This is a genomic window from Pseudomonas sp. GV047 (assembly GCF_003058245.1).
GTDB classification, from domain to species: Bacteria; Pseudomonadota; Gammaproteobacteria; order Pseudomonadales; family Pseudomonadaceae; genus Aquipseudomonas; species Aquipseudomonas marginalis.
On sequence record NZ_QCWA01000001.1, the window covers coordinates 764,433 to 783,914 of the forward strand.

A 19,482-nucleotide genomic window follows, 5' to 3' on the forward strand; every position below is an offset into this window, starting at 1 on the left:
GGTAATCAAAGGAGGAGATTGCTATGTCTGAAGCCCTGGCTATTCGTTGCGAGAACACCGTGCCGCGCAGCATGGTGCACCGTGCCGCCGTCAGCGAAGTGTTCCTGACCGGCGCGGAACTGGTAAAGGAAGGACACTTTCGCTGCAGCGCCCAACTACCGCGTACCCACAGTTACTTCAGTGAACATACCCACCGCGCCGCACACTACGACATGCTGTTATTGCTGGAAGTATTCCGCCAGGCGTCAATTTATATCTCCCATGCGTTCCTCGACGTCAGCGCCCAGGACAAGTTTATCTACCTGGACAGTGTGACCCGCGTGACCGACCGGAGTTTATTGGTGGTGGGGGATCGTCCGGCATCCGCCGAGATCGATGTCTACGTGGTGGATGAATACCTGCGTCACGGCGAGCGCAGTGGCGTGACCCTGAACATGTCCCTGAGCATCAATGGCGAAGTGGCTGCACGCCACGAACGCATGAGCATTCGCTGGATGAGCGGCGCGGCCTGGAACAAGATGCGTGCCCGTGGCCTGGCGGCGATTCCCGCCAACGCCGACCCATTGGCACAGTTGCCGCCACCCTTGAGCCCATCCGCCGTAGGGCGTCACTGGCTGAACAATGTGGTGCTCGGCCGTGAACTGGAGCAGGGCGCCGTGACGCTGGTGGCGCCGCTGATCGTCGACCTGAACAACCCGGCGATCTTCGACCACCCCCTCGACCATATCCCCGGCATGCTGTTGCTCGAAGGCTTCCGCCAAGTGGCGCTGGTGGCGGCGGACCGGCAGTTGCAGGTGGGCCCGGAGCAGTTGCTGTTATCCCGCTGCCATGTGGTGTTCACTCGCTTCGGTGAGTTTGGTTTGTCAACCCAGGTGCGTGCGGACCTGACCTCCCTGGCCCGTGACGAACATGGTCGCATCACCCTGGCGCTGGAGGTCGAGCAGGGCGGCGCGGTGATTGCCACCGCGGAGCTCGAGTTGCTGCCGCTGGTCGCCAGCCAACCCTTGGCCCTGGTGGCGGGAGGTGTGCGATGAGCGACCTGCAATTTATCTGGTTCGATTTCGGTGGCGTGCTGTCGCCGCCGATTCCGGCGCTGTTCGAGCAATACCAGGTCAAGACCGGCCTGGCCCCGCACGTGCTGCAACAGGCCATGGGCGATGTGGCCGATGAGTTGGGCGTGCCCATGCTCGCGCCGGTGGAGAGTGCCTTGCTCACCGAGCGCGAGTGGGGCGAGCGCCTGGCGCAGGCCCTGCGCCGCCGTGACCCGCAGGTCGATTTATCCCGCGCTCACCTGCACACCTTCGGCGCGCAATGGTTCGCCGGGGTGCCGGCCAATGCGCCGCTGGTGGCCGCCGTGCGCGCACTCAAGCGTGCTGGTTTTCGCGTCGGCATCCTCACCAACAACGTGGTGGAGTGGGAGCGGCATTGGCGGGCGATGGTGGGCCTGGATGAGGTGGTGGACCTGATTGTCGATTCCAGCCAGGAGCGCAGCCGCAAGCCGGAGCCGGCGTTCTTCCAGGTGGCGACTGCGCGCTCGGGCGTCGCACCGCAGCACAGCCTGTTGATCGACGACGTCGCGGAAAACATCGAAGCCGCCGCCGCGCTCGGCTGGCAAGTGCTGCACTTCATCGACAACCACCAGGCGCTCGCCCAGCTGCAGCGCCTCACCGGTGTCAGCCTGTTGCAACCTGCCGTGGAGCCTGCCTGATGAATATCGCCGTGATCGCCAGACCCGAGGTCACCGTGGCGCGCATCCCGCAGTTGGATGCACCGCCGGCCTATCAACCCGCCAGCCCCGCCAATGGCCTGCCGAGGATTCTGCTGCCCAGCGGCCACCTGGCCTTTCACCTGACCCGTTACGAACACGTGCAGGCGTTGCTGCTGGATAACCGCGCGATACGCGCGCCGTGCAACGAAGAAGACGGCGCGAGCTTTTTGCCGACCATCACGCCGCCTGAACTGCTGCTCAACAACGACATCCCCGACCATGGTCGCCTGCGCAAGGTGGTGGCCCGGGACTTCAGCCCCAGTGGCGTGGCGTTGCTGCGCGACAAGGTGGAACACGCCACCCATGAACGCCTCGATGTACTGCAACGCCAGGCGCCCGGTGCCGATCTGTTTGCCCAGGTGCTTGACCACATCCCCGCCACCGTGGATTGCCAGTTGCTCGGCATCCCCTTGAGTGACCGTGAGTATTACCGGCCCCTCAGCCACACCGTGCAGGTGGCGTCGGACGCCGATGTGCCGGAACTGCTGAACCAGTTCTGGGGCGTGTACAACTACCTGACGGACCTGGTCACCGGTGCGCGGCCCACCGATCCCGATGGGCTGATCCAGCGCTTCGTCGCGACCCGTGCCGACAGCGAGCCGCCGCTCAACGACAAGGAGCTGGTGGGCATCCTCCTGGGGGTATTGATCGGCGGCGACCAGAACATCCTCACCGTGCTGACCAAATCGGTGTACGCCCTGTTGGCGGCCCCCGAGCTGTGGCAGCAATTGGTCGACGATCCGGGGCTGATCCCGGAGGCGGTCGAGGAGCTGCTGCGCCTGATTCCCCTGGGCACCATCTCGACCTTTCCGCGCCTGGCCAGCGTCGACCTGGAAGGGCCGTGGGGGCTGATTCCCGCAGGCAGCATCATTTACGCCGATGCGTTTGCCGCCAACCGTGATCCGGCGGCGTTCCCCGAGCCCCTGGCGATTCGCCTGGACCGCAAGGGCGCGCGGCATTTGCAGTTCGGCTACGGCATGCACAACTGCATGGGCGCCGCCCTGGCGCGCCTGGAAATCACCACGGTGCTGCAGATTCTCGTGCAGCGCTTTCCGAACCTGCGCCTGGCGGTGCCGGCGGACCAGGTGCCCTGGGTCGACGGCATCATCCTGCGCCGTCCTGCCCGCTTGCCGGTGCACGGCTTCACTTCAACCTGACCTTGGAAGGACCCATGAAAACGACCTTTGCCGATACGGCTCTACTGACCATCATCCTGCTGGCGATTTTCGTCGTGCCCAGTTCCATCTCGGGTACGGCGCTCGCGTTGCCGGCCATCGGCGCCGACATCCAGGCGCCGCTGACCAGCCTGCAATGGGTGGTCAATGCGTTCAACCTGGCGTTTGCCTGCTTCACCCTGGCGTGGGGCGCGCTGGCGGATCGGCTCGGGCGCAAACGCTGTTTTGTCGCCGGCGCTTCGCTGTACGTGGTGGCCTCGGTGCTGTCCGCCGTGGCCGAGAGCGCCTGGCTGCTGGATGCGGCGCGGGGGCTGGCGGGCATCGGGGCGGCGGCGATCTTTTCCTGCGGCATCGCGATTTTGTCCACCCACTTCAGCGGCCCGGCGCGGCTGCGCGCGTTTGCCCTGTTCGGCACCGTTGCCGGCCTGGGCGTGAGCCTGGGCCCGACCTTGTCCGGCCTGCTGCTGGACAGCGTCGGCTGGCGCGCGATTTTCTGGGCCCATGGGGTGACCCTGGTGATCGTGCTGCTGGGCAGCCCGTTGATTACCCGCGATGGCGTGTTGGCTGAACGCACCGCGCGCTTCGATGTGCCGGGGGCGACGCTGTTTGTGCTGGCATTGCTGGCGCTGATGGTGGCGATTGTGCAGGGCTCGCAATGGGGCTGGAGCAGCCGCGGTGTACTCGGTCTGGTGGCGGTCGCCGTGGTGCTGTTGGCGGTATTCACCTGGCAGGAGCGCCGCCACCTGCAGCCGATGCTCGACCTGTCGCTGTTGGCGCGCGGGCCCTTTGTCGGCCTGGCGCTGGTCACCGTGGCGGCGTCGTTCGGCTTTGTGACCTTGCTCACGTACCTGCCGAGCTACCTGTTCGGCGTGCTGCAATTGAGCGCGACCCATGCGGGCCTGGCGATGTTGCTGCTGACGGTGCCGATGCTGTTTTGCCCGATCCTGGCGGGCAAGTGGGCGGCACGCGGGGTGTCGGCGATCGGCATTCTCAAGGCCAGCCTGATTGCGTTGCTGGTCGGTGTGGTGGCGTTGGCGCTGGTCAGCCAAGTCGGTGTGGCGCTGTGGCAACTGGCAGTGCCGCTGTTGCTGGTGGGCATCGGCATGGGCCTGTCGGCCGGGCTGGTGGATGGCCTGGCGCTCAAGACCGTGCCGGAGCAGAAGGCCGGGATGGCGGCGGGCCTGCTCAACACCTTCCGCCTGGGCAGTGAAGCGATTGCTGTGGCCTTGTATGGCTCGCTGCTGGCGACCTTGCTCGACAGCCAGTTGCGCGGCACGCTGAGCCGCCTGGCGCCCGACCCGGCGACCCTGCAACGCTGGATCGACGACGTCGCCGCCGGCAACCTCACCGGGTCCCTGCAAACCCTGGGCGCGGAGCAAGCGGCGACGGTGCACAGCCTGTTTATCGGCGGCTATGACAGCGCCTTCCATGGTGTGCTCTGGGCGCTGGCGTTGATCTTGCTGGTGCTGACCGTGGTGGTCACCTGGCTGGTACGCCCATTGCGCGAACAGGAACGCAGCGAGGCGCAACTGGCCACGCACTGAGCCACGCGCCGTACCGCCTGCGACAGCCGCAGGCGGTGCTTTGGCGTGCCCGTAAAAGCGCCGAAGGTTATGCAAAAAATGCAGCTTGATGGCTTTTTTTATTCTTTTATCTGGTGAAGCCCCCTGGGGCAAACTGGACTCACCTGCCCGGACGCAGGTCTACCTCAAACCGACAGGCCCACCACCACTTGTCCGCTGGCGTGTGCAGTCCATGAAGATTATGGACCTATGGACCCGAATGCTTTGCTCAAGACCCGCCTTATCGGCCAGATTTTCCAGCAGCACTACAGCTGGTTGTGCGCGCGTTTGTCGTACCGCACCGGTTGCAGCCACAGCGCCGAGGACATCGCCGCCGAGACCTTCCTCAAGGTGTGGATGCTGCCCGACCCCACGGCCATTCGCGAACCGCGCGCGCTGCTGACCACCATCGCCCAGCGCCTGATGTACGAGAGCTGGCGCCGGCGCGACCTGGAAAAAGCTTACTTGCAGATCCTGGCCGACGTGCCCGAACACGTGCACCCATCGCCCCAGGAACAACTGATTCTGATCGAGAGCCTGCTGGCCATCGACCGACTGCTGGACGGCCTGTCGGGGCAAGCCAAGGCGGTGTTCGTGCACAGCCAGTTGGACGGCATGACCTACACGCAGATCAGTGAACGCCTGGGCCTGTCCCTGGGGCGCATCCACCAATTGATGACCCAGGCCCTGCGCGCCTGTTACCTGGGGTTGAGCGAGTGAGCAAACAGCCTTTGAACGACCCGGTGGCCGAGGAAGCCATCGGCTGGCTGGTGCAGATCCAGTCCGGCGACTTCAGCCCCGCCCAGCAGCAGGCGCTGGATGAATGGCGGGGCACCTCGGCCCATCATCGCCAGGTATACGCGCAACTGCTCGCCGGTCTCGATCAGCTCAAGGCCTCACCCTGGCGCGGGCGCTCCAGCGCGCAGTTGCTGCGCAGCCTGGAGCAACCCAACAGCCGTCGCGCATTCCTGCGTACCAGCCTGTGCGCGCTGGGACTGGCGGCCGGCGCGGGGTGGGGCTGGCGTTTTGAAGACGCAGGGCAGACCTACGCCACCGGTACCGCCGAGCGTCGCAGCTGGCAACTGGCCGATGGCAGCACCCTCAAGCTCAATGCCCGCAGCGAGGTGGTCTCGACGCAGGCCGGGGACGCGCACAGCCTTGAACTGCGCACCGGCGAAATGCTGGTGAACCTGCTGCGTCCGCTGCAGGTCAAGACCCGCGCCGCCCATATCAGTGCCACCACGGGCCGCCTGATGCTGAGTGAACAGGACGGCGCGATGCGCCTGGTCACCCTGGATGCCGATGCGGTGCTGCACTTCGACGGCGGTGCCCAGCAACGGGTGGCCATGCACCAGAGCACGCTGTTCGACCACCAGCGCATCCTCACCCAAGTGCCCATGGCCGCCACCGAAACCGCCTGGCTCGACGGCTGGCTGGTGGTGCGCAACCAGACACTGGCCAGCGTGGTGGAAGCGATCCGGCCCTACCGCAAGGGCATCGTGCGCCTGGATGCCGCGGTGGCGCAGCTGCGCGTGAGTGGCCGGTTCCCGCTGGATGATGCGCGCCAGACCCTGGAGGCCTTGGAGCAAAGCTTGCCGATCAGGGTGACGCAGTGGGGTGGGGTGCTGGTGTTGATCGGGGCGCGGGCTTAGGGGCCGGCCAGGCGCATGGGGGGGCTGAAGACCACTCCGCCACGCTGGCTGCCGGGGTTATTTCATGTCCCTTGCCTGCACCATTCATTCAGAGCATGCGGCGCAGCACGTCGTTGCGCGGATCGCGGTCGTAGAAGCGGTGCTTGAGGGCGCCTGCGACATGCAGCACGATCAGCACCAGCAGCGTGTAGGCGAGGACTTTGTGCAGCCACTGGAACACCGCGAACCAATCGTCATTCTTCGGCAACAGCTCCGGCAGGTTGACCCCGAAAAAGAACACCCCGTCGCTCATCGTAAAGGTGCTCGACATGGAGTAACCCATCAGCGGCACGATCACCAGCAGGACATACATGACGCGCTGCGTCAGGCGTGACAGGAAGCGTTCATATCCGGCCAGGGTTTCCAGTGGCTGCGGCAGCCTGGGGGTACGAAAGCGCACGGCAAGCTGAGTCAGCACCACCAGGAACGTCAACACCCCGAAGGACTTGTGCCACGGGTAATAGAGCTCGAATTTGCTCGCCACCTCATCATTCATGCCGGTCATATGCCAGCCTGCCCAGAGCAGGCCCAGCACCAGTACTGCCCGCAGCCAGTGCAACAGGCGCAGGGACGTCGGGTAGCGATCGATTGTCGGTTGATCCATTGGGTTCATATCAAGCTCTCCAGGGAGCGATGCACGGTGGAATGGCCACCCTCGACGTTGGAGAGTGGCTCGGTCAGGACAGCGCGTGTGCTCAGGCCGGCAGCAGCACGGTGATGACTTTCTCCTCGGTGTAGGCCAGCGCGCCGCTGAACCCGCCTTCACGCCCGATACCGCTGGTCTTGACGCCGCCCCAAGGCAGGTTGGCGTCCAGCGGGCTCCAGCAGTTGATACCGACGGCGCCGGCCTTTACCGCCGCCGCCACACGGTGCGCCCTGGCCAGGTCGCCGGTCCAGACCGTGGCCGCCAGGCCGTAGGTGCTGTCGTTGGCGAGGGCGATCGCTTCGTCTTCGCTGTCGAACGTGATCAGCGTGCCGACCGGCCCGAAAATCTCGTCCCGGGCGATGTCCATGTCGTTGCGGGCGTTGGCGAAGATCGTCGGGCGCACGAACCAGCCCTGCTCGGGCGTCGAGACGCCGCCGGCCAGCAGGGTTGCCCCCTGGTCGATGCCCCGCTGGATGTAGCGGTTGACGCGATCGAACTGGGCTTTCTTGGCCACCGGACCCATCTGTACCCCGGGCTCGCGCGGGTCGCCGACGTTCACTGTGTGTGCGGCCTCGGCCAGCGCGGCGCCGAAACGCTCGGCGAGGCTGCGCTGCACCAGGATCCGCGAGCCGGCGGCACACACCTGGCCCTGGTTGGCGAACAGGCCGAGTGCACAGCCGCGCAGGGCATCGTCGAAGGACGCATCGTCGAACACAATCTGCGGGCTCTTGCCGCCCAGTTCCAGGGCCACGCGCTTGAACAGCACGCCGGCCGTGCGCTGGATTTCACGCCCGGCCTCGGGGCTGCCGGTGAAGCTGATCTTGGCCACATCCGGGTGCTCGCACAGGGCGCGACCGACTTCGTTGCCGTAGCCGGTGACCACGTTGATCACGCCGTCCGGGAAGCCGGCTTCCTGCGCCAGCAGCGCCAGGTGCAGGGCCGACTGCGGGGTTTCCTCCGAAGGCTTGACCACCACGGTACAGCCCGCCGCCAGCAACGCGGCGAGCTTCCACACGGTGATCATCAGCGGCGAGTTCCAGGGCACGATGGCACCGACTACGCCGACGGGCTCGCGCACCGTGTACGACAGGGTTTTGGTGCCGAAGTAACCGCCGGTGGGAATGGTGCGACCTTCGAGCTGATTGGCCCAGCCGGCGGCGGCGCGCAGGTTGGCGATCGCGTTGGGCAGGTCCATCCGGCGCGGTTCGATGGGCGAGCGGCCGATGGCATTGGCGTCCAGATCGGCCAGCCGTTCGCTGTCGCGCTCGACCAGGTCGGCCAGTTTCGCCAACAGTCGGCCACGCTGGGCGCCGCCGAGTTGGCTCCAGTCGCCCCTTTCCAGTTGGTGGCGTGCCGCCGCCACGGCACGTTCCACGTCTTCGCGGGTGCCACGGGCGGAGCTGCCATACACCTGCTCGGTCACGGGGTTGACCAGGTCGAAACGGCGACGGTCGAAGGCTTCGCAGGGCGTACCTTCGATGAAATGATTCAAGTGCTCAGTCATGTTGCGGTCCTCGAGTAGTGGGCAGGCTCACGCCTTGAGGGACGCCAGGGCGTCGCCGAAGATGTCCAGGGCCTTGAAGAACAGTTCGCGGGAGATCGTCAGCGAGGGCATCACGCGCATCACGTTGCTGTAGCGGCCGCAGGGGATCATCAGCACGCCGTGGTTGAGCAGGTAGCCCATCAACTGGCCGATCTTTTCGCCCGCCAGGGGCGCCTTGGTGAGCGGATCCTCGACCAGTTCGATACCGATCATCAGGCCGCGCCCGCGCACTTCGCCGACCAGCGGGCTGTTGAAGCCGCGAATATGCGCCTGGGCTTCCAGCCCCAACGTGTGGGCGCGGTTGAGCAGGTCGAGTTGTGGATCCTGCAGGATGCTGATGTTGGTCAACGCCACGGCCGCCGACAACGAGTTGGCGGCAAAGGTGTTGGGCATCGAGCCGTCGGGAATCTTGGCCGCCAGGTCCGAACGCATGATCAGCCCGGCCATGGGCAGGTCGCTGCCGATGCCCTTGCCGAAGGTGAGCATGTCGGGCTTCACGCCGGAATGTTCGACCGCCCACATCTTGCCGGTGCGTCCTGCACCGGATTGCACTTCATCGACAATCAGCAATGTGCCGCTGCGGTCGCAGGCCTGGCGCAGCAATTGCAGGAATTCCGGCGAGGGTGGCACGTAGCCGCCTTCGCCCTGCACCGGCTCCACGATCACGGCCGCCACGTCATCGGCGGCGGTATAGGGGGTGTTCAACAGGTAGTCGATGTACTCGCCGGCGATCTGCTCGGCGCTTTTGTGGGTGGTGTCGAAGGGGAAACGGTAGGCGTACGGGTAGGGTGCGTGGATCACGCCCCCCATCTGGGCACCGAAGCCCTTGCGGTAGGCGGTGCCGGTGGTCAGCGCGCCCGAGGCATGCCACACGCCGTGGTAGCCGCCATGGAAGGCGATGATCTGGTGGCGTCCGGTAATGCGCCGGGCAAACTTGATCGCGGCCTCCAGCGCATCGCTGCCGCTCTGGGTGAAGAAGGTCACGCAGTCGCCACGCAAGCCATCGGGGGCGATCTCGGAGAGCTTGGCCGCCAATTCGGTGCGCCGCGTGCTGTTGATTTCCAGGGCGTGCATCAGCACTTCGGACTGTTCGCGAATCGCCTGCACCACTTTGGGGTGGCAGCGGCCGACGCTGCTGACACCGACGCCGGCGGACAGGTCGATGTAGGTGTTGCCGTCGGGGTCTTTGAAGGTCGCACCGAAGGCGCGGTCCATGGCCACCGGCATGCGGCCGCCGCCGCGTGCCATCGACTCGGTGCGCGCCGACAGCGCCAGGGCCTCGCAGGTCTTGGGGCCGGGCAGTGTGCCGGAGACAATGTGCGGGGCATCCGCGAAGTGCAGGGCTTGAAAGTTGGCTTCACTCATGACGGTCTCTCTGGAATGTCGATTTAAGTGTGCCGATCATCTCCGCCGCGGGTTCCCGGCCGGTAGCCCGAATCGGCACATGAGACGCGGGCATTCCAGCGCATAAACAATTTGCAGGATGTGACCGATGTGCGAGTATCAAAGGCATCGGCGATCTAAAAACAAGAATGTTGGTAGAGGCACACCCCCCAATGAAAAACCAGACGATCAGCCATTTCCGCGATATCCACGTCCACGCAGCCACCATCCAACAGTGGAGCCAGGACTACAGCCAGCTCACCGCCGGTTCGGCCGAGAGTTCGCTGATGCAACTGACGACGACCGGTTGCCACCTGTTCCTCGAGCAGATCAACCAGCGTGTGGTGCAGAACGGCGTGGCGCCTCGCGACAAGATGTGCTTTGCGGTGCCGATCAATGTGCCCGGCTCGGTTCGCATGCAGGGCCGCGAGGTGGATGACAGCAGCCTGTTCTTCCTCCACGGTGGAGAGGAGTTCATGTTCCATATGCCGATGGGCATGGAGCTTTTGTCCATTACCTTTGAGCGTGAATTGTTCGAAGAGGCGCTGGAACAGACGGCGTCGGCGAAAGAACTCAATCGGTTGCTGCGCCAACCGGTGATAAAGGTGTCTCCCCAGCGTTTCGTCCAGGCCCGGCGTCGATTGCTGGCATTGTTCTCCGAGGCCCTGGTAAACGATGACCTCGACTACACGCGCGAGCGTGAGTCGGCGCTGGAACAGGCCATGCTCGGCGAGCTGCTGCAACTGATGACCGACCCGGCCTGTGACAAGCAGCAGCGCAGCCCCAGTTCCACGCGCAGCTTTATCGTCGAGAAATGTCATCGCCTGGCCACGACCGAAATGATCGACGTGCCCAGCGTGATCGATTTGTGCCAGCGTCTCCAGGTGAGTCGGCGCACGGTGCAGAACAGCTTCCGCTCGGTCGCCGAGACCACACCGCTGAATTACCTGCGCTCAGTGAGGCTCAACGGCGTACGCCGAACCTTGATGTCTACCCGGGCATCCGAGCTGTCGATTGGGGATGCCGCCGCCCAGTGGGGCTTCTATCACCTGAGCCATTTTGCCGCGGAGTACCAGGAGCTGTTCGCGCAGTTGCCGTCCCACACGACCCGCGCCGCCATTACCGGCAACGTGCGCGCCTGAACCCAAGCCTTTAGCAAGATCTGAATCAGCCTGCGTCGTCCGCTCGGGATGTGCAGGTGTTTCGCCGTGGGCGCTTGCGTTACCGATTTGGGATACCGGCACGCTGTCGGGCAGGCATAGGATCGATGCCAGCGTGCAACAACAACGACAAGCTATTCGGTACCGGTCGACAGCCGGCTGCACCGATCCTACAGCGACTGCCTCATACAATAAGGTCAACAGCATGAGTGTATCCAACTCGATCAACAGCTCCACGGAGCTCAAGCGTGGCGCCCTGGGTGTGGGCTTTATCATCTTCTTCGTGGTATCGGCGGCAAGCCCGCTGAGTGTGATCGCCGGCGGCTTCCCCATCGGCATCATGCTGGGTAACGGCGCGGGCACCCCGGCGTTGCTGATCCTGGCCTTGCTGGTACTGCTGGCGTTCTCGGTGGGTTACACCACCATGGCGCGCCACCTGACCAATGCCGGCGGTTTCTACGCGTTCACCGCCCGTGGGCTGGGCGGCCTGGCCGGTGGCGCGGCCGGGGTGCTGGCGATGTTTGCCTATAACATCCTGCAGGTCGGCTTGTACGGCATGTTCGGCGGGGTAGTCAGCGGCACCATGGAAGCCGCCTTCGGCCTGGTGCTGCCGTGGTGGTCCTATTCGCTGATGGCGATGGCAAGCATCGCGATCCTGGGGTATCGCAAGATCGACCTGTCCGCGCGGGTATTGTCGGTGATGGTGATCGCCGAGTACCTGGCGATCCTGGTCCTGGATTTCGCCATTCTCAAGTCCGGTGGCGACAGCGGCATCAACCTGGATTCGTTCAGCAGCCGCCATGTGTTCAGCGGCACGCCGTCAATCGGCCTGCTGTTCTGCTTCGCCGCCTTTATCGGCTTCGAGGCCACCACCATCTACGGTGAAGAAGCCCGGGACCCGCAGCGCACCATTCCGATTGCGACCTACTGCTCGGTGTTGCTGATCGGCGGTTTCTACGCGTTGTCGGTGTGGTCGATGGTGGTGGGCGTGGGTGCGGACAAGATCGTGCCGATGCTGCAGGCCTTGCAGGACCCGACCACGTTTATCTATGGCATGTCCGACCACTTTGTCGGCCCGCAACTGACCCAGGTTATCCGCGTGCTGTTCATGGTCAGCATCTATGCCGGCCTGCTGGCCTTTCACAACGCCGCCGCCCGTTACTTCTACGCCATCGGCCGTGACGGCCTGTTGCACAGCCAGTTGGGCACCACCCATCGGGTGCACCAGAGCCCGCATATGGGCTCGGTCTTGCAGAGCCTGATCTCGGCCGTGGTGGTGTTGATTTTCGCAGCGCTGGATGCCGATCCGATTCTGCAGCTGTTTGCCTGGCTGTCCAACCTGGCCACGCTGTGCGTGATCCTGCTGATGGCGCTGACCTCGGCCGCGGTGCTGGTGTTCTTCCGGCGCCATCCGCAGCTCAAGGTCGGGCTCTGGCGTGGGCAGATCCTCCCCGGTTTCTCGTGCCTGGCGCTCGTGGCCGTGCTGGTGCTGGCGGTGGTGCATTTCGATGTGCTGACCGGTGCCAGCCAACTGCTGTCCTACGGCCTCTGCGCGATCATTCCCCTGGCGTTGCTGGGCGGTGTATTCCTCGCGGCGCGGCTGCGCAAGGCGTCGCCGCAGCGGTTCCTGGCCTTGGGCAGCCACAAGCTTTAAGGCGTGGGCGGCGGTGTCTGCCTGCTCAGCCTGACCAGCAGCGCGTGGTCAAGGCTGTCGAAGGGTCAACCAGGCTGGAATGACCACGCCTGCCGAGTAGGCCCCGCTGGAAATACTCCCGAGGATCAGCCAGCGGCGTGGATAAATCATGGGGGAATTCAATGTTGGAGAGTTGAAAGGCGGCCACCGCAGCTCAGTCAGGCGGCACGCCATTACACGCGGAAATGCCCGACCAGCTGTTGTTGGTGATTGGCCATCTGATGCAATGCGTCACTGGCCTGCGACGCCTCGTGCATGCGCCCGGCGAGTGTTTCGCTGATACCGCGGATGTCGCTGACGCGATGGCTGATATCGTCCACCACGCTGCTCTGCTCCAGGGCCGCACTGGCGATCTGCTGATTCATTTGTTCGATCACATCCACGGCCTGGGAAATATGCCCCAGCGCAACCCGGGTCTGTTGCACCTGGAGCACGCTGCCGCCCGCTTGCTCGCGGCTCAGTTGGGTACTGTGCACCACCGCCTGGCTCAGCTGTTGCAACGTTTCGATCACCGTGCGTACCTGTTCGACCGAACTCTGGGTGTTGCTGGCCAGGTGCCTGACTTCATCGGCCACCACCGCAAAACCGCGACCCTGCTCGCCGGCACGGGCCGCTTCGATAGCCGCATTCAACGCCAGCAGGTTGGTCTGTTGCGCGATGGCGCTGATCACGTCCAGTACCTGACCGATCTGGTTGCTGCTGTCGGCCAGGGCGTTGACTTGCTGGAGGGTGGTTTCAAGGCGTTGGTCGAGGGCCTCGATGCTGCGTTCGGCGGTGGAGAACACCGCCTGGCCTGAGCGGCTCGCGTTTTCGGCGGCGGTGGCGGCGTCGGCGGCGCTGTGGGAGTGACGGGCCACTTCCTGGGCACTGGCGCTCATTTCGTGCAGCGCGGTGGCGGCCAGCTCCACTTCGCGGTATTGGCGCTGCATACCGGCACTGACTTCGCGGGCAATGCCGGACGAGGTGTCGGCGCTGTCGCGGGTGTCCAGGGACGCGGTCTGGATGGCGCGAATAATCGGCTGCAAGGTGTCGAGGAAACGGTTGAAACCATTGGCCAGGCGGCCCAGCTCGTCGCGTCGCCCGAGGGGCAGGCGCTGGGTCAGGTCCCCGTCGCCTTCGACAATGGCATCGAGCAGCTCGGCCATCTTCAGCAATGGGCGAGTCACGCCGTAGGCCGCCAGCCAGATCAGCAACATCCCCAGGCTGCTGGCCAGGATGCCCAGGCCAAGGTTGAGCCAGTTGGACTCACGGCTTTTGTCGTCCAGTTCGCTCTGCATCTGCCGGGCGGACGCCTGCACCCGTGCCTGCGGGACCTTGATCTGCAGTTGCCAGGCTGGGGTGCCCGCTGCCGTTTGCACGGATTGGCGGATGTCCAGGGTTTCCCCCGCGACATCGCCGCTGCGTCCCGCCACTTGACCCGAAGCCGACACCAGGGTGACCTGGCTGTCGCCCTGGTAGAGGTCCTGGCTGAGGTTGGCGGCCAGTTTCTGCAAGGTGTCGAGGCTGATGTCCATGCCCACCACGCCGAGCACGTTGCCGTCGACGATCAGGGGGATGGAAATGCTGCTCATCAGGGCTTTGTGGCCTTCCACTTCGATGGTGTACGGCTCGACCACACACACCTGTCGTTGCGCCTGAGGGCAAGCGTACCAGGCGTTTGCCGGTGCGCTGCCGGGGGGCGCTGTGTTGGCGGCGATTTGTGCCTCGCTCAACACCTCCTGCACCAGTTGCCCCGGCTGGCTCTGGGACCAGTACAGCGCAAAGCGCCCGGTTTCATTGCCGGCCAGGGCGCGTTGGTCGCGCCAGTCGGCGTCGCTGCCGGCCAGTGCATCGGGCAGCATGATCACGTACAGGCCGAGGACTTTTTCGCGCTGCCTGAGGGCTTCTCGGGCGATGCCGACCAGGGCTTGACGCAATTGCACGACCGTCAGGCGTCCATTGAGGGTTTGCTCGCGCAGTTGCAGAACCTGCTGGGCGAACCCTTCGCCATACAGCGCGGTTTCATTGAAAAACCGCTCCACCTGTTGGCCATGAGCCACGGCCTGGGCCTGCAAGCGTTCCAGCGCGGCCTGTGTCAGCAACGCGCTGCTTTGCTCCTTGAGCAGCTTTGCACTGGTTTGATTCTGGTAGGCGCTGGCGCCAATCAGCGCGCCCACGACTGCCAGCAGGCAAAGTCCGCTCAGCAGGGTGATACGCCATTGGAGGGTGAGATGGGCTGGACGCATGGCTGGGGCTTCCTACGGGGGCGTTGGCGGTGATGGGCACGTTCTTATTCTTGTTGCCGGCATCCGCGCATAGCACGGGTGAGGCTAGGGTGCGGGCATGACAGGCCGGGCGGCTATCCCGAATCGGCAACAGCGCGAGGAGGGATCGGGCGGCCCCGACCTGTTTTGGGGCGGGGCTTTGGATGCTACCGATTTGGGATAGCGAGCCGTTCCAGGGCGGGCATAGGATCAAATTCAGCGCGCAACTAAAACAAAACGCTAACCGGTGCCGATGCGGTGTGGTCGGGCCAACCCAAAAGCGACTGCCTCATACAATAAGGTCAACAACATGAGTGTATCTATCCCGGTCAACAGCTCTACGGAGCTCAAGCGTGGTGCCCTGGGTGTGGGCTTCATCATCTTCTTCGTGATATCGGCGGCAAGCCCGCTGAGTGTGATCGCCGGCGGCTTCCCGATCGGCATCATGCTGGGCAACGGTGCCGGTACCCCGGCTTTGCTGATCCTGGCCTTGCTGGTGCTGCTGGCGTTCTCGGTGGGTTACACCACCATGTCGCGCCACGTGACCAATGCCGGTGGCTTTTACGCGTTCACGTCCCGTGGCCTGGGTGGCCTGGCGGGCGGTGCCGCTGGGGTGCTGGCGATGTTTGCCTATAACATCCTGCAGGTCGGGTTGTACGGGATGTTCGGTGGTGTGGTCAGTGGCACCATGGAAACCGCCTTCGGCCTGGTGCTGCCCTGGTGGGCCTACTCGCTGATGGCGATGGTGAGCATCGCGATCCTGGGCTATCGCAAGATTGACCTGTCGGCGCGGGTGCTGTCGGTGGTGGTGATCGCCGAGTACCTGGCGATCCTGGTCCTGGACTTTGCCATCCTCAAGTCCGGCGGCGACAGCGGCATCAACCTGGACTCGTTCAGCAGCCGTCATGTGTTCAGTGGTACGCCGTCAATCGGCTTGCTGTTCTGCTTTGCCGCCTTTATCGGCTTCGAGGCCACCACTATCTACGGCGAAGAGGCCAGGAACCCCAAGCGCAGTATCCCGATTGCCACCTACTGTTCGGTGTTGCTGATCGGTGGTTTCTACGCGTTGTCGGTGTGGTCGATGGTGGTGGGCGTGGGGGCGGACAAAATCGTGCCGCTGCTGCAGTCCCTGCAGGACCCGACCACCTTTATCTATGGCATGTCCGACCACTTTGTCGGCCCGCAGCTGACCCAGATCATCCGCGTGCTGTTCATGGTCAGTATCTATGCCGGGCTGTTGGCCTTTCACAACGCCGCCGCGCGTTACTTCTACGCCATCGGCCGCGACGGCCTGTTGCACAGCCTGCTGGGCACCACCCATCGCGTGCACCAGAGCCCGCATATGGGCTCGGCGTTGCAAAGCCTGATCGCTGCGGTCGTGGTGCTGATATTTGCCGCGATGGATGCCGATCCGATCCTGCAACTGTTTGCCTGGCTGTCCAACCTGGCCACGTTGTGCGTGATCCTGTTGATGGCGCTGACCTCGGTGTCGGTGTGCGTCTACTTCCATCGGCATCCCGAGCTGAAGGTCGGGCTCTTGCGTGGACGGATCCTGCCCGGTATTTCGTGCCTGGCGCTGGTGATGGTGCTGGTGTTGGCGGTGGTGCATTTCGATGTGCTGACCGGTGCCAGCCAACTGCTGTCCTACAGCCTCTGCGCGATTATTCCGGCGGCCTTGATCATCGGCATCGTGCTCGCCGCGCGACTGCGCAACAGCTCGCCGCAACGCTTCCTGGCCTTGGGCAGCCACAAGCTTTAAGGCCCCCGCGTTTTTATCGCTCGACTAACCAGACAATCGCAGCCTGCCGTTGCTCGGCATGGCGCGCCAGCGTGTGAAAGGAAGGTTTCAAATGCACAACTATAAAATGCTCATCGATGGGATCCAGGTGGCCGGTGAAGAAGGCCGGTTCGATGTGATCAACCCGGCCACCGGGGCCGTGTTCGCCCAATGCCCGGCCGGTTCCCTGGGGCAACTCGACCAGGCGGTGAACGCCGCGCAGTTGGCCTTCAAGAGCTGGCGCCACAGCAGCCACCCTGATCGCTGTGAACGTTTGTTGGCGATTGCCGCCGATATCGAGCAGGAGGCCCCATCACTGGCCCGGCTGATTGTGCTGGAACAGGGCAAGCCATTGGAGCTGGCCTTTTCCGAGGTCATGGGCGCCGCCGCCTGGACCCGCTACGCGGCCGGGCAGGAAATTGCGGTGGAACGGGTGGAAGAAACGCCCACCCAGCGCATTGAGCTGCACCGCAAACCCTTGGGCGTGGTGGCGTCGATCACCCCCTGGAACTGGCCGTTCATGATCGCCGTCTGGCACATCATGCCGGCGCTGCGTGCCGGCAACTGCGTGATCAGCAAACCGTCGAGCCTGACGCCGCTGAGCACCCTGGGCCTGGCCGAGATCATTGCCCGGCATGTGCCCCGTGGCGTGATCAACTGCGTGACCGGCGAGCAGGGCTTCGGCAGTGCGATCACCTCGCACCCGGGGATCCAGAAGATCGTGTTCACCGGTTCCACGGCCACCGGGCAAAGCGTGATGCGCGGTGCCGCCAGCAACCTCAAGCGCCTGACCCTGGAACTGGGCGGTAACGACGCCGCCATCGTGTTGCCCGGCACGCCGGTGGAGGCGGTGGCCGAGGCGATCTTCCAGGCGGCCTTTCTCAACATGGGCCAGACCTGTGCTGCGCTCAAACGCCTGTATATCCATGAGTCGCAGTACGAGGCTTTTGCCGACGCGCTGATGCACATTGCGGCGCGCCAGGTCGTGGGCGACGGCCTGGACGCCGGTGTCACCTTCGGGCCGGTGCAGAACCTTGAGCAACTGGAACTGGTGGAAGCCCTGGTCGATGACGCACGGGCCAACGGTGCGCGGGTGTTGTGCGGCGGTGCGCGTCTGGACCACCCCGGGTTTTTCTATCCACCCACCCTGGTGGCGGACGTGACCGACGGCCATCGCCTGGTGGACGAAGAACAGTTCGGCCCGGTGTTGCCGTTGATTGCCTACCGGGATGTCGAGGATGTCCTGAAGCGCGCCAATGCCGGTGACATGGGCCTCGGCGGCTCGGTCTGGGGGCCGGATGTCGAGCAGGCCCAGGCCTTGGCCAGTCGCCTGGAGAGTGGTGTGGCGTGGGTCAACTGCCACGCCCAGATCCAGCCGAACACGCCGTTTGGCGGCAGCAAGATGTCGGGGTTCGGTGTCGAGTTCGGTCTGGAGGGGCTGCTGGAGTTCACGGGGCAGCAACTGTTGTTTGTGCGCAAGCAGGCTGTCGAAGAAGGAGTTTGAGCCATGCGTTATCTATCCCGTCATCCCGTATTCGGTTGCACGCTTGTGTGCACCCTGGCGCTCGGCGCTATCAGTCAGGTGCACGCTTATGAGCTGTACAGCGATGAGAGCCGTCACCTCAACGCCGACATGACCGCGGTGTTCGGTCAGTTCAACAGTCGCAAGAACTACGATGGCACGCCGGGCGGCTCCAGTTGGCGTGAAGGCTTTATCAAGTATGGCTTGAGTGGCGACCAGGCACTCGGCGGCATTGGCCGCGCCTACGGGGCATTTGCCCTGGTCAGCTCCGCCACGTGGGGCGATGGCGATCCGGGTGGCAACAGCCTCGGCACCGAGCGCACCACGAAGATTGAAGACGCCTACCTGGGCTGGCGCTCCGGCGATCTGTTCCCGGCGCTCGGTCAAGACGGCGTGGATATTTCCGGCGGGCGCCAGGTGGTCAAGGTCGGCCGAGGGTTCCTGATCAACGACGATGGGCTGAACCCGGGCAAGGGCCCGGCGGATGGCACCTTGAACCGTGGGGGCGCCTACTACCTGGCGGCCCGGCACGCGTTCGACCAAACCGCGGTGGTGCGCCTGGGGGGGCAGGATGGCCTGCACGGCAGTGTGCTGTGGCTCAAGTCCGATAACCGTATCCAGGCCGAAACCGAACTGGCCGCCGCGACCCTGGACTACACCGCCCGGCCGGGGACGCTCGGCTTGACCTGGGTGCACGGCCTGGACGTGAACGATCAATGGGCCAGCGACTTTCAACGCCAGCGCAAGGGCATGAATGTCTACAGCGTGCGCGGTGAGGGCGATGCGGGCATCCCCAACGTCAGCCTGGCCTTCGAGTACGCCTGGCAGGACAAGGACGCGGGGCCAGAAAAAGCCTGGTACGGCGAAGCGGGCTACACCTTCGCCGATATCGCCTGGGCGCCCAAGGTGACGTATCGCTACACCCGCTATTCGCAGAACTGGGATGCACTGTTCACCGGCCAGAGCACGGGCTACGGCACCTGGTTCCAGGGCGAAGTGGCCGGCAACTACGCCGGGCCGTTCAACACCAATACCCGCATCCACCATGTCGGGCTGAAGGCAACCCCACTGGAAAACCTGAGCCTGGGCGCGCTGTATTTCGACTACGCCACCGTGCGCAAAAGCAACGCGTTGAACCTCGATGGCCGTGAGTTGGATGTGTACGCCGAGTGGGCGGTCAACCCGCACTTGATCATCACCCCGCTGGTGGGGCTGTACACACCCAGGCAGGACGCGACCACCGGGGGCAATCAGGTCGGCGGCAACGGCACCAACCTGTACAGCCAGTTGACGCTGGCCGTGCCGTTCTGAGCATGACG

Annotated in this window: 15 protein-coding genes and 1 pseudogene; 11 read left to right on the plus strand and 5 right to left on the minus strand. The window is 64.5% G+C overall.

The genetic code is table 11. From position 1 onward, the window contains the following. The first annotated feature begins 23 nt into the window (after positions 1–23). The 6 genes from C8K58_RS03490 to C8K58_RS03515 all read left to right on the plus strand — a co-directional run bounded on the left by C8K58_RS03490 (position 24) and on the right by C8K58_RS03515 (position 6,157). Positions 24–1,034 (plus strand): ScbA/BarX family gamma-butyrolactone biosynthesis protein, encoded by a 1,011-nt coding sequence (locus tag C8K58_RS03490; protein ID WP_108573045.1) that lies wholly within the window; start codon positions 24–26, stop codon positions 1,032–1,034. Then, positions 1,031–1,708 carry an HAD family phosphatase gene (locus tag C8K58_RS03495; RefSeq protein ID WP_065941656.1) on the plus strand — a complete coding sequence of 226 codons (678 nt, stop codon included), beginning with the start codon at positions 1,031–1,033 and terminating at the stop codon, positions 1,706–1,708. Before C8K58_RS03490 ends, C8K58_RS03495 begins: the two co-directional genes overlap by 4 nt. Continuing rightward, on the plus strand, positions 1,708–2,925 hold the full coding sequence (locus tag C8K58_RS03500; RefSeq protein WP_108573047.1) for a cytochrome P450: 1,218 nt from the start codon (positions 1,708–1,710) through the stop codon (positions 2,923–2,925). The genes C8K58_RS03495 and C8K58_RS03500 overlap by 1 nt, the downstream gene beginning before the upstream one ends. 14 nt (positions 2,926–2,939) lie before the next feature. After that, positions 2,940–4,487 (plus strand): MFS transporter, encoded by a 1,548-nt coding sequence (locus C8K58_RS03505; RefSeq protein ID WP_027606693.1) that lies wholly within the window; start codon positions 2,940–2,942, stop codon positions 4,485–4,487. A gap of 228 nt (positions 4,488–4,715) precedes the next feature. Next, positions 4,716–5,225, plus strand: a complete 510-nt coding sequence (locus C8K58_RS03510; protein ID WP_065927404.1) for a sigma-70 family RNA polymerase sigma factor — start codon at positions 4,716–4,718, stop codon at positions 5,223–5,225. Then, positions 5,222–6,157 carry a DUF4880 domain-containing protein gene (locus tag C8K58_RS03515; protein ID WP_051429377.1) on the plus strand — a complete coding sequence of 312 codons (936 nt, stop codon included), beginning with the start codon at positions 5,222–5,224 and terminating at the stop codon, positions 6,155–6,157. Before C8K58_RS03510 ends, C8K58_RS03515 begins: the two co-directional genes overlap by 4 nt. A gap of 88 nt (positions 6,158–6,245) precedes the next feature. Here C8K58_RS03515 and C8K58_RS03520 read toward each other — a convergent pair whose 3' ends face one another. The 3 genes from C8K58_RS03520 to C8K58_RS03530 all read right to left on the minus strand — a co-directional run bounded on the left by C8K58_RS03520 (position 6,246) and on the right by C8K58_RS03530 (position 9,750). After that, on the minus strand, positions 6,246–6,809 hold the full coding sequence (locus tag C8K58_RS03520) for a cytochrome b (RefSeq protein WP_027606691.1): 564 nt from the start codon (positions 6,807–6,809) through the stop codon (positions 6,246–6,248). Positions 6,810–6,891: 82 nt separating this feature from the next. Continuing rightward, positions 6,892–8,346: an aldehyde dehydrogenase gene (locus C8K58_RS03525; RefSeq protein ID WP_027606690.1), complete on the minus strand. Its 1,455-nt coding sequence runs from the start codon at positions 8,344–8,346 to the stop codon at positions 6,892–6,894. Positions 8,347–8,373: 27 nt separating this feature from the next. Further along, positions 8,374–9,750, minus strand: coding sequence for an aspartate aminotransferase family protein (locus C8K58_RS03530; RefSeq protein WP_027606689.1), 1,377 nt, complete (start codon positions 9,748–9,750; stop codon positions 8,374–8,376). Positions 9,751–9,941: 191 nt separating this feature from the next. Between C8K58_RS03530 and C8K58_RS03535 the strand changes: the two genes are divergently transcribed. Beyond that, entirely contained in the window at positions 9,942–10,910 is a 969-nt protein-coding gene (locus tag C8K58_RS03535; RefSeq protein ID WP_027606688.1) for a helix-turn-helix domain-containing protein, read from the plus strand. 223 nt (positions 10,911–11,133) lie between these two features. Beyond that, positions 11,134–12,582 carry an APC family permease gene (locus tag C8K58_RS03540; RefSeq protein WP_027606687.1) on the plus strand — a complete coding sequence of 483 codons (1,449 nt, stop codon included), beginning with the start codon at positions 11,134–11,136 and terminating at the stop codon, positions 12,580–12,582. A gap of 212 nt (positions 12,583–12,794) precedes the next feature. Here C8K58_RS03540 and C8K58_RS32945 read toward each other — a convergent pair whose 3' ends face one another. Together C8K58_RS32945 and C8K58_RS32950 are read right to left on the minus strand one after the other, a co-directional pair. After that, positions 12,795–13,550, minus strand: a complete 756-nt coding sequence (locus tag C8K58_RS32945; RefSeq protein ID WP_370671276.1) for a methyl-accepting chemotaxis protein — start codon at positions 13,548–13,550, stop codon at positions 12,795–12,797. Between the two features lie 102 nt (positions 13,551–13,652). Then, a pseudogene (locus tag C8K58_RS32950) lies at positions 13,653–14,846 on the minus strand (HAMP domain-containing protein); the annotation flags it as partial. A gap of 328 nt (positions 14,847–15,174) precedes the next feature. Here C8K58_RS32950 and C8K58_RS03550 point away from each other — a divergent pair. From C8K58_RS03550 to C8K58_RS03560, 3 genes are all read left to right on the plus strand, one after another. Further along, positions 15,175–16,623, plus strand: coding sequence for an APC family permease (locus C8K58_RS03550; protein ID WP_027606685.1), 1,449 nt, complete (start codon positions 15,175–15,177; stop codon positions 16,621–16,623). 91 nt (positions 16,624–16,714) lie between these two features. Further along, positions 16,715–18,145: an aldehyde dehydrogenase family protein gene (locus C8K58_RS03555; RefSeq protein WP_027606684.1), complete on the plus strand. Its 1,431-nt coding sequence runs from the start codon at positions 16,715–16,717 to the stop codon at positions 18,143–18,145. 3 nt (positions 18,146–18,148) lie between these two features. Next, entirely contained in the window at positions 18,149–19,474 is a 1,326-nt protein-coding gene (locus tag C8K58_RS03560) for a hypothetical protein (protein ID WP_027606683.1), read from the plus strand. The last annotated feature ends 8 nt before the right edge of the window (positions 19,475–19,482 follow it).

Coding starts and splice junctions, on each gene's coding strand:
- C8K58_RS03555 (WP_027606684.1), top strand. CDS start 16,715: ATGCACAACTATAAAATGCTCATCGATGGGATCCAGGTGGCCGGTGAA.
- C8K58_RS03540 (WP_027606687.1), top strand. CDS start 11,134: ATGAGTGTATCCAACTCGATCAACAGCTCCACGGAGCTCAAGCGTGGC.
- C8K58_RS03530 (WP_027606689.1), bottom strand. CDS start 9,750: ATGAGTGAAGCCAACTTTCAAGCCCTGCACTTCGCGGATGCCCCGCAC.
- C8K58_RS03510 (WP_065927404.1), top strand. CDS start 4,716: ATGGACCCGAATGCTTTGCTCAAGACCCGCCTTATCGGCCAGATTTTC.
- C8K58_RS03520 (WP_027606691.1), bottom strand. CDS start 6,809: ATGAACCCAATGGATCAACCGACAATCGATCGCTACCCGACGTCCCTG.
- C8K58_RS03505 (WP_027606693.1), top strand. CDS start 2,940: ATGAAAACGACCTTTGCCGATACGGCTCTACTGACCATCATCCTGCTG.
- C8K58_RS03560 (WP_027606683.1), top strand. CDS start 18,149: ATGCGTTATCTATCCCGTCATCCCGTATTCGGTTGCACGCTTGTGTGC.
- C8K58_RS03500 (WP_108573047.1), top strand. CDS start 1,708: ATGAATATCGCCGTGATCGCCAGACCCGAGGTCACCGTGGCGCGCATC.
- C8K58_RS03495 (WP_065941656.1), top strand. CDS start 1,031: ATGAGCGACCTGCAATTTATCTGGTTCGATTTCGGTGGCGTGCTGTCG.
- C8K58_RS32945 (WP_370671276.1), bottom strand. CDS start 13,550: ATGCAGCGCCAATACCGCGAAGTGGAGCTGGCCGCCACCGCGCTGCAC.
- C8K58_RS03535 (WP_027606688.1), top strand. CDS start 9,942: ATGAAAAACCAGACGATCAGCCATTTCCGCGATATCCACGTCCACGCA.
- C8K58_RS03525 (WP_027606690.1), bottom strand. CDS start 8,346: ATGACTGAGCACTTGAATCATTTCATCGAAGGTACGCCCTGCGAAGCC.
- C8K58_RS03490 (WP_108573045.1), top strand. CDS start 24: ATGTCTGAAGCCCTGGCTATTCGTTGCGAGAACACCGTGCCGCGCAGC.
- C8K58_RS03550 (WP_027606685.1), top strand. CDS start 15,175: ATGAGTGTATCTATCCCGGTCAACAGCTCTACGGAGCTCAAGCGTGGT.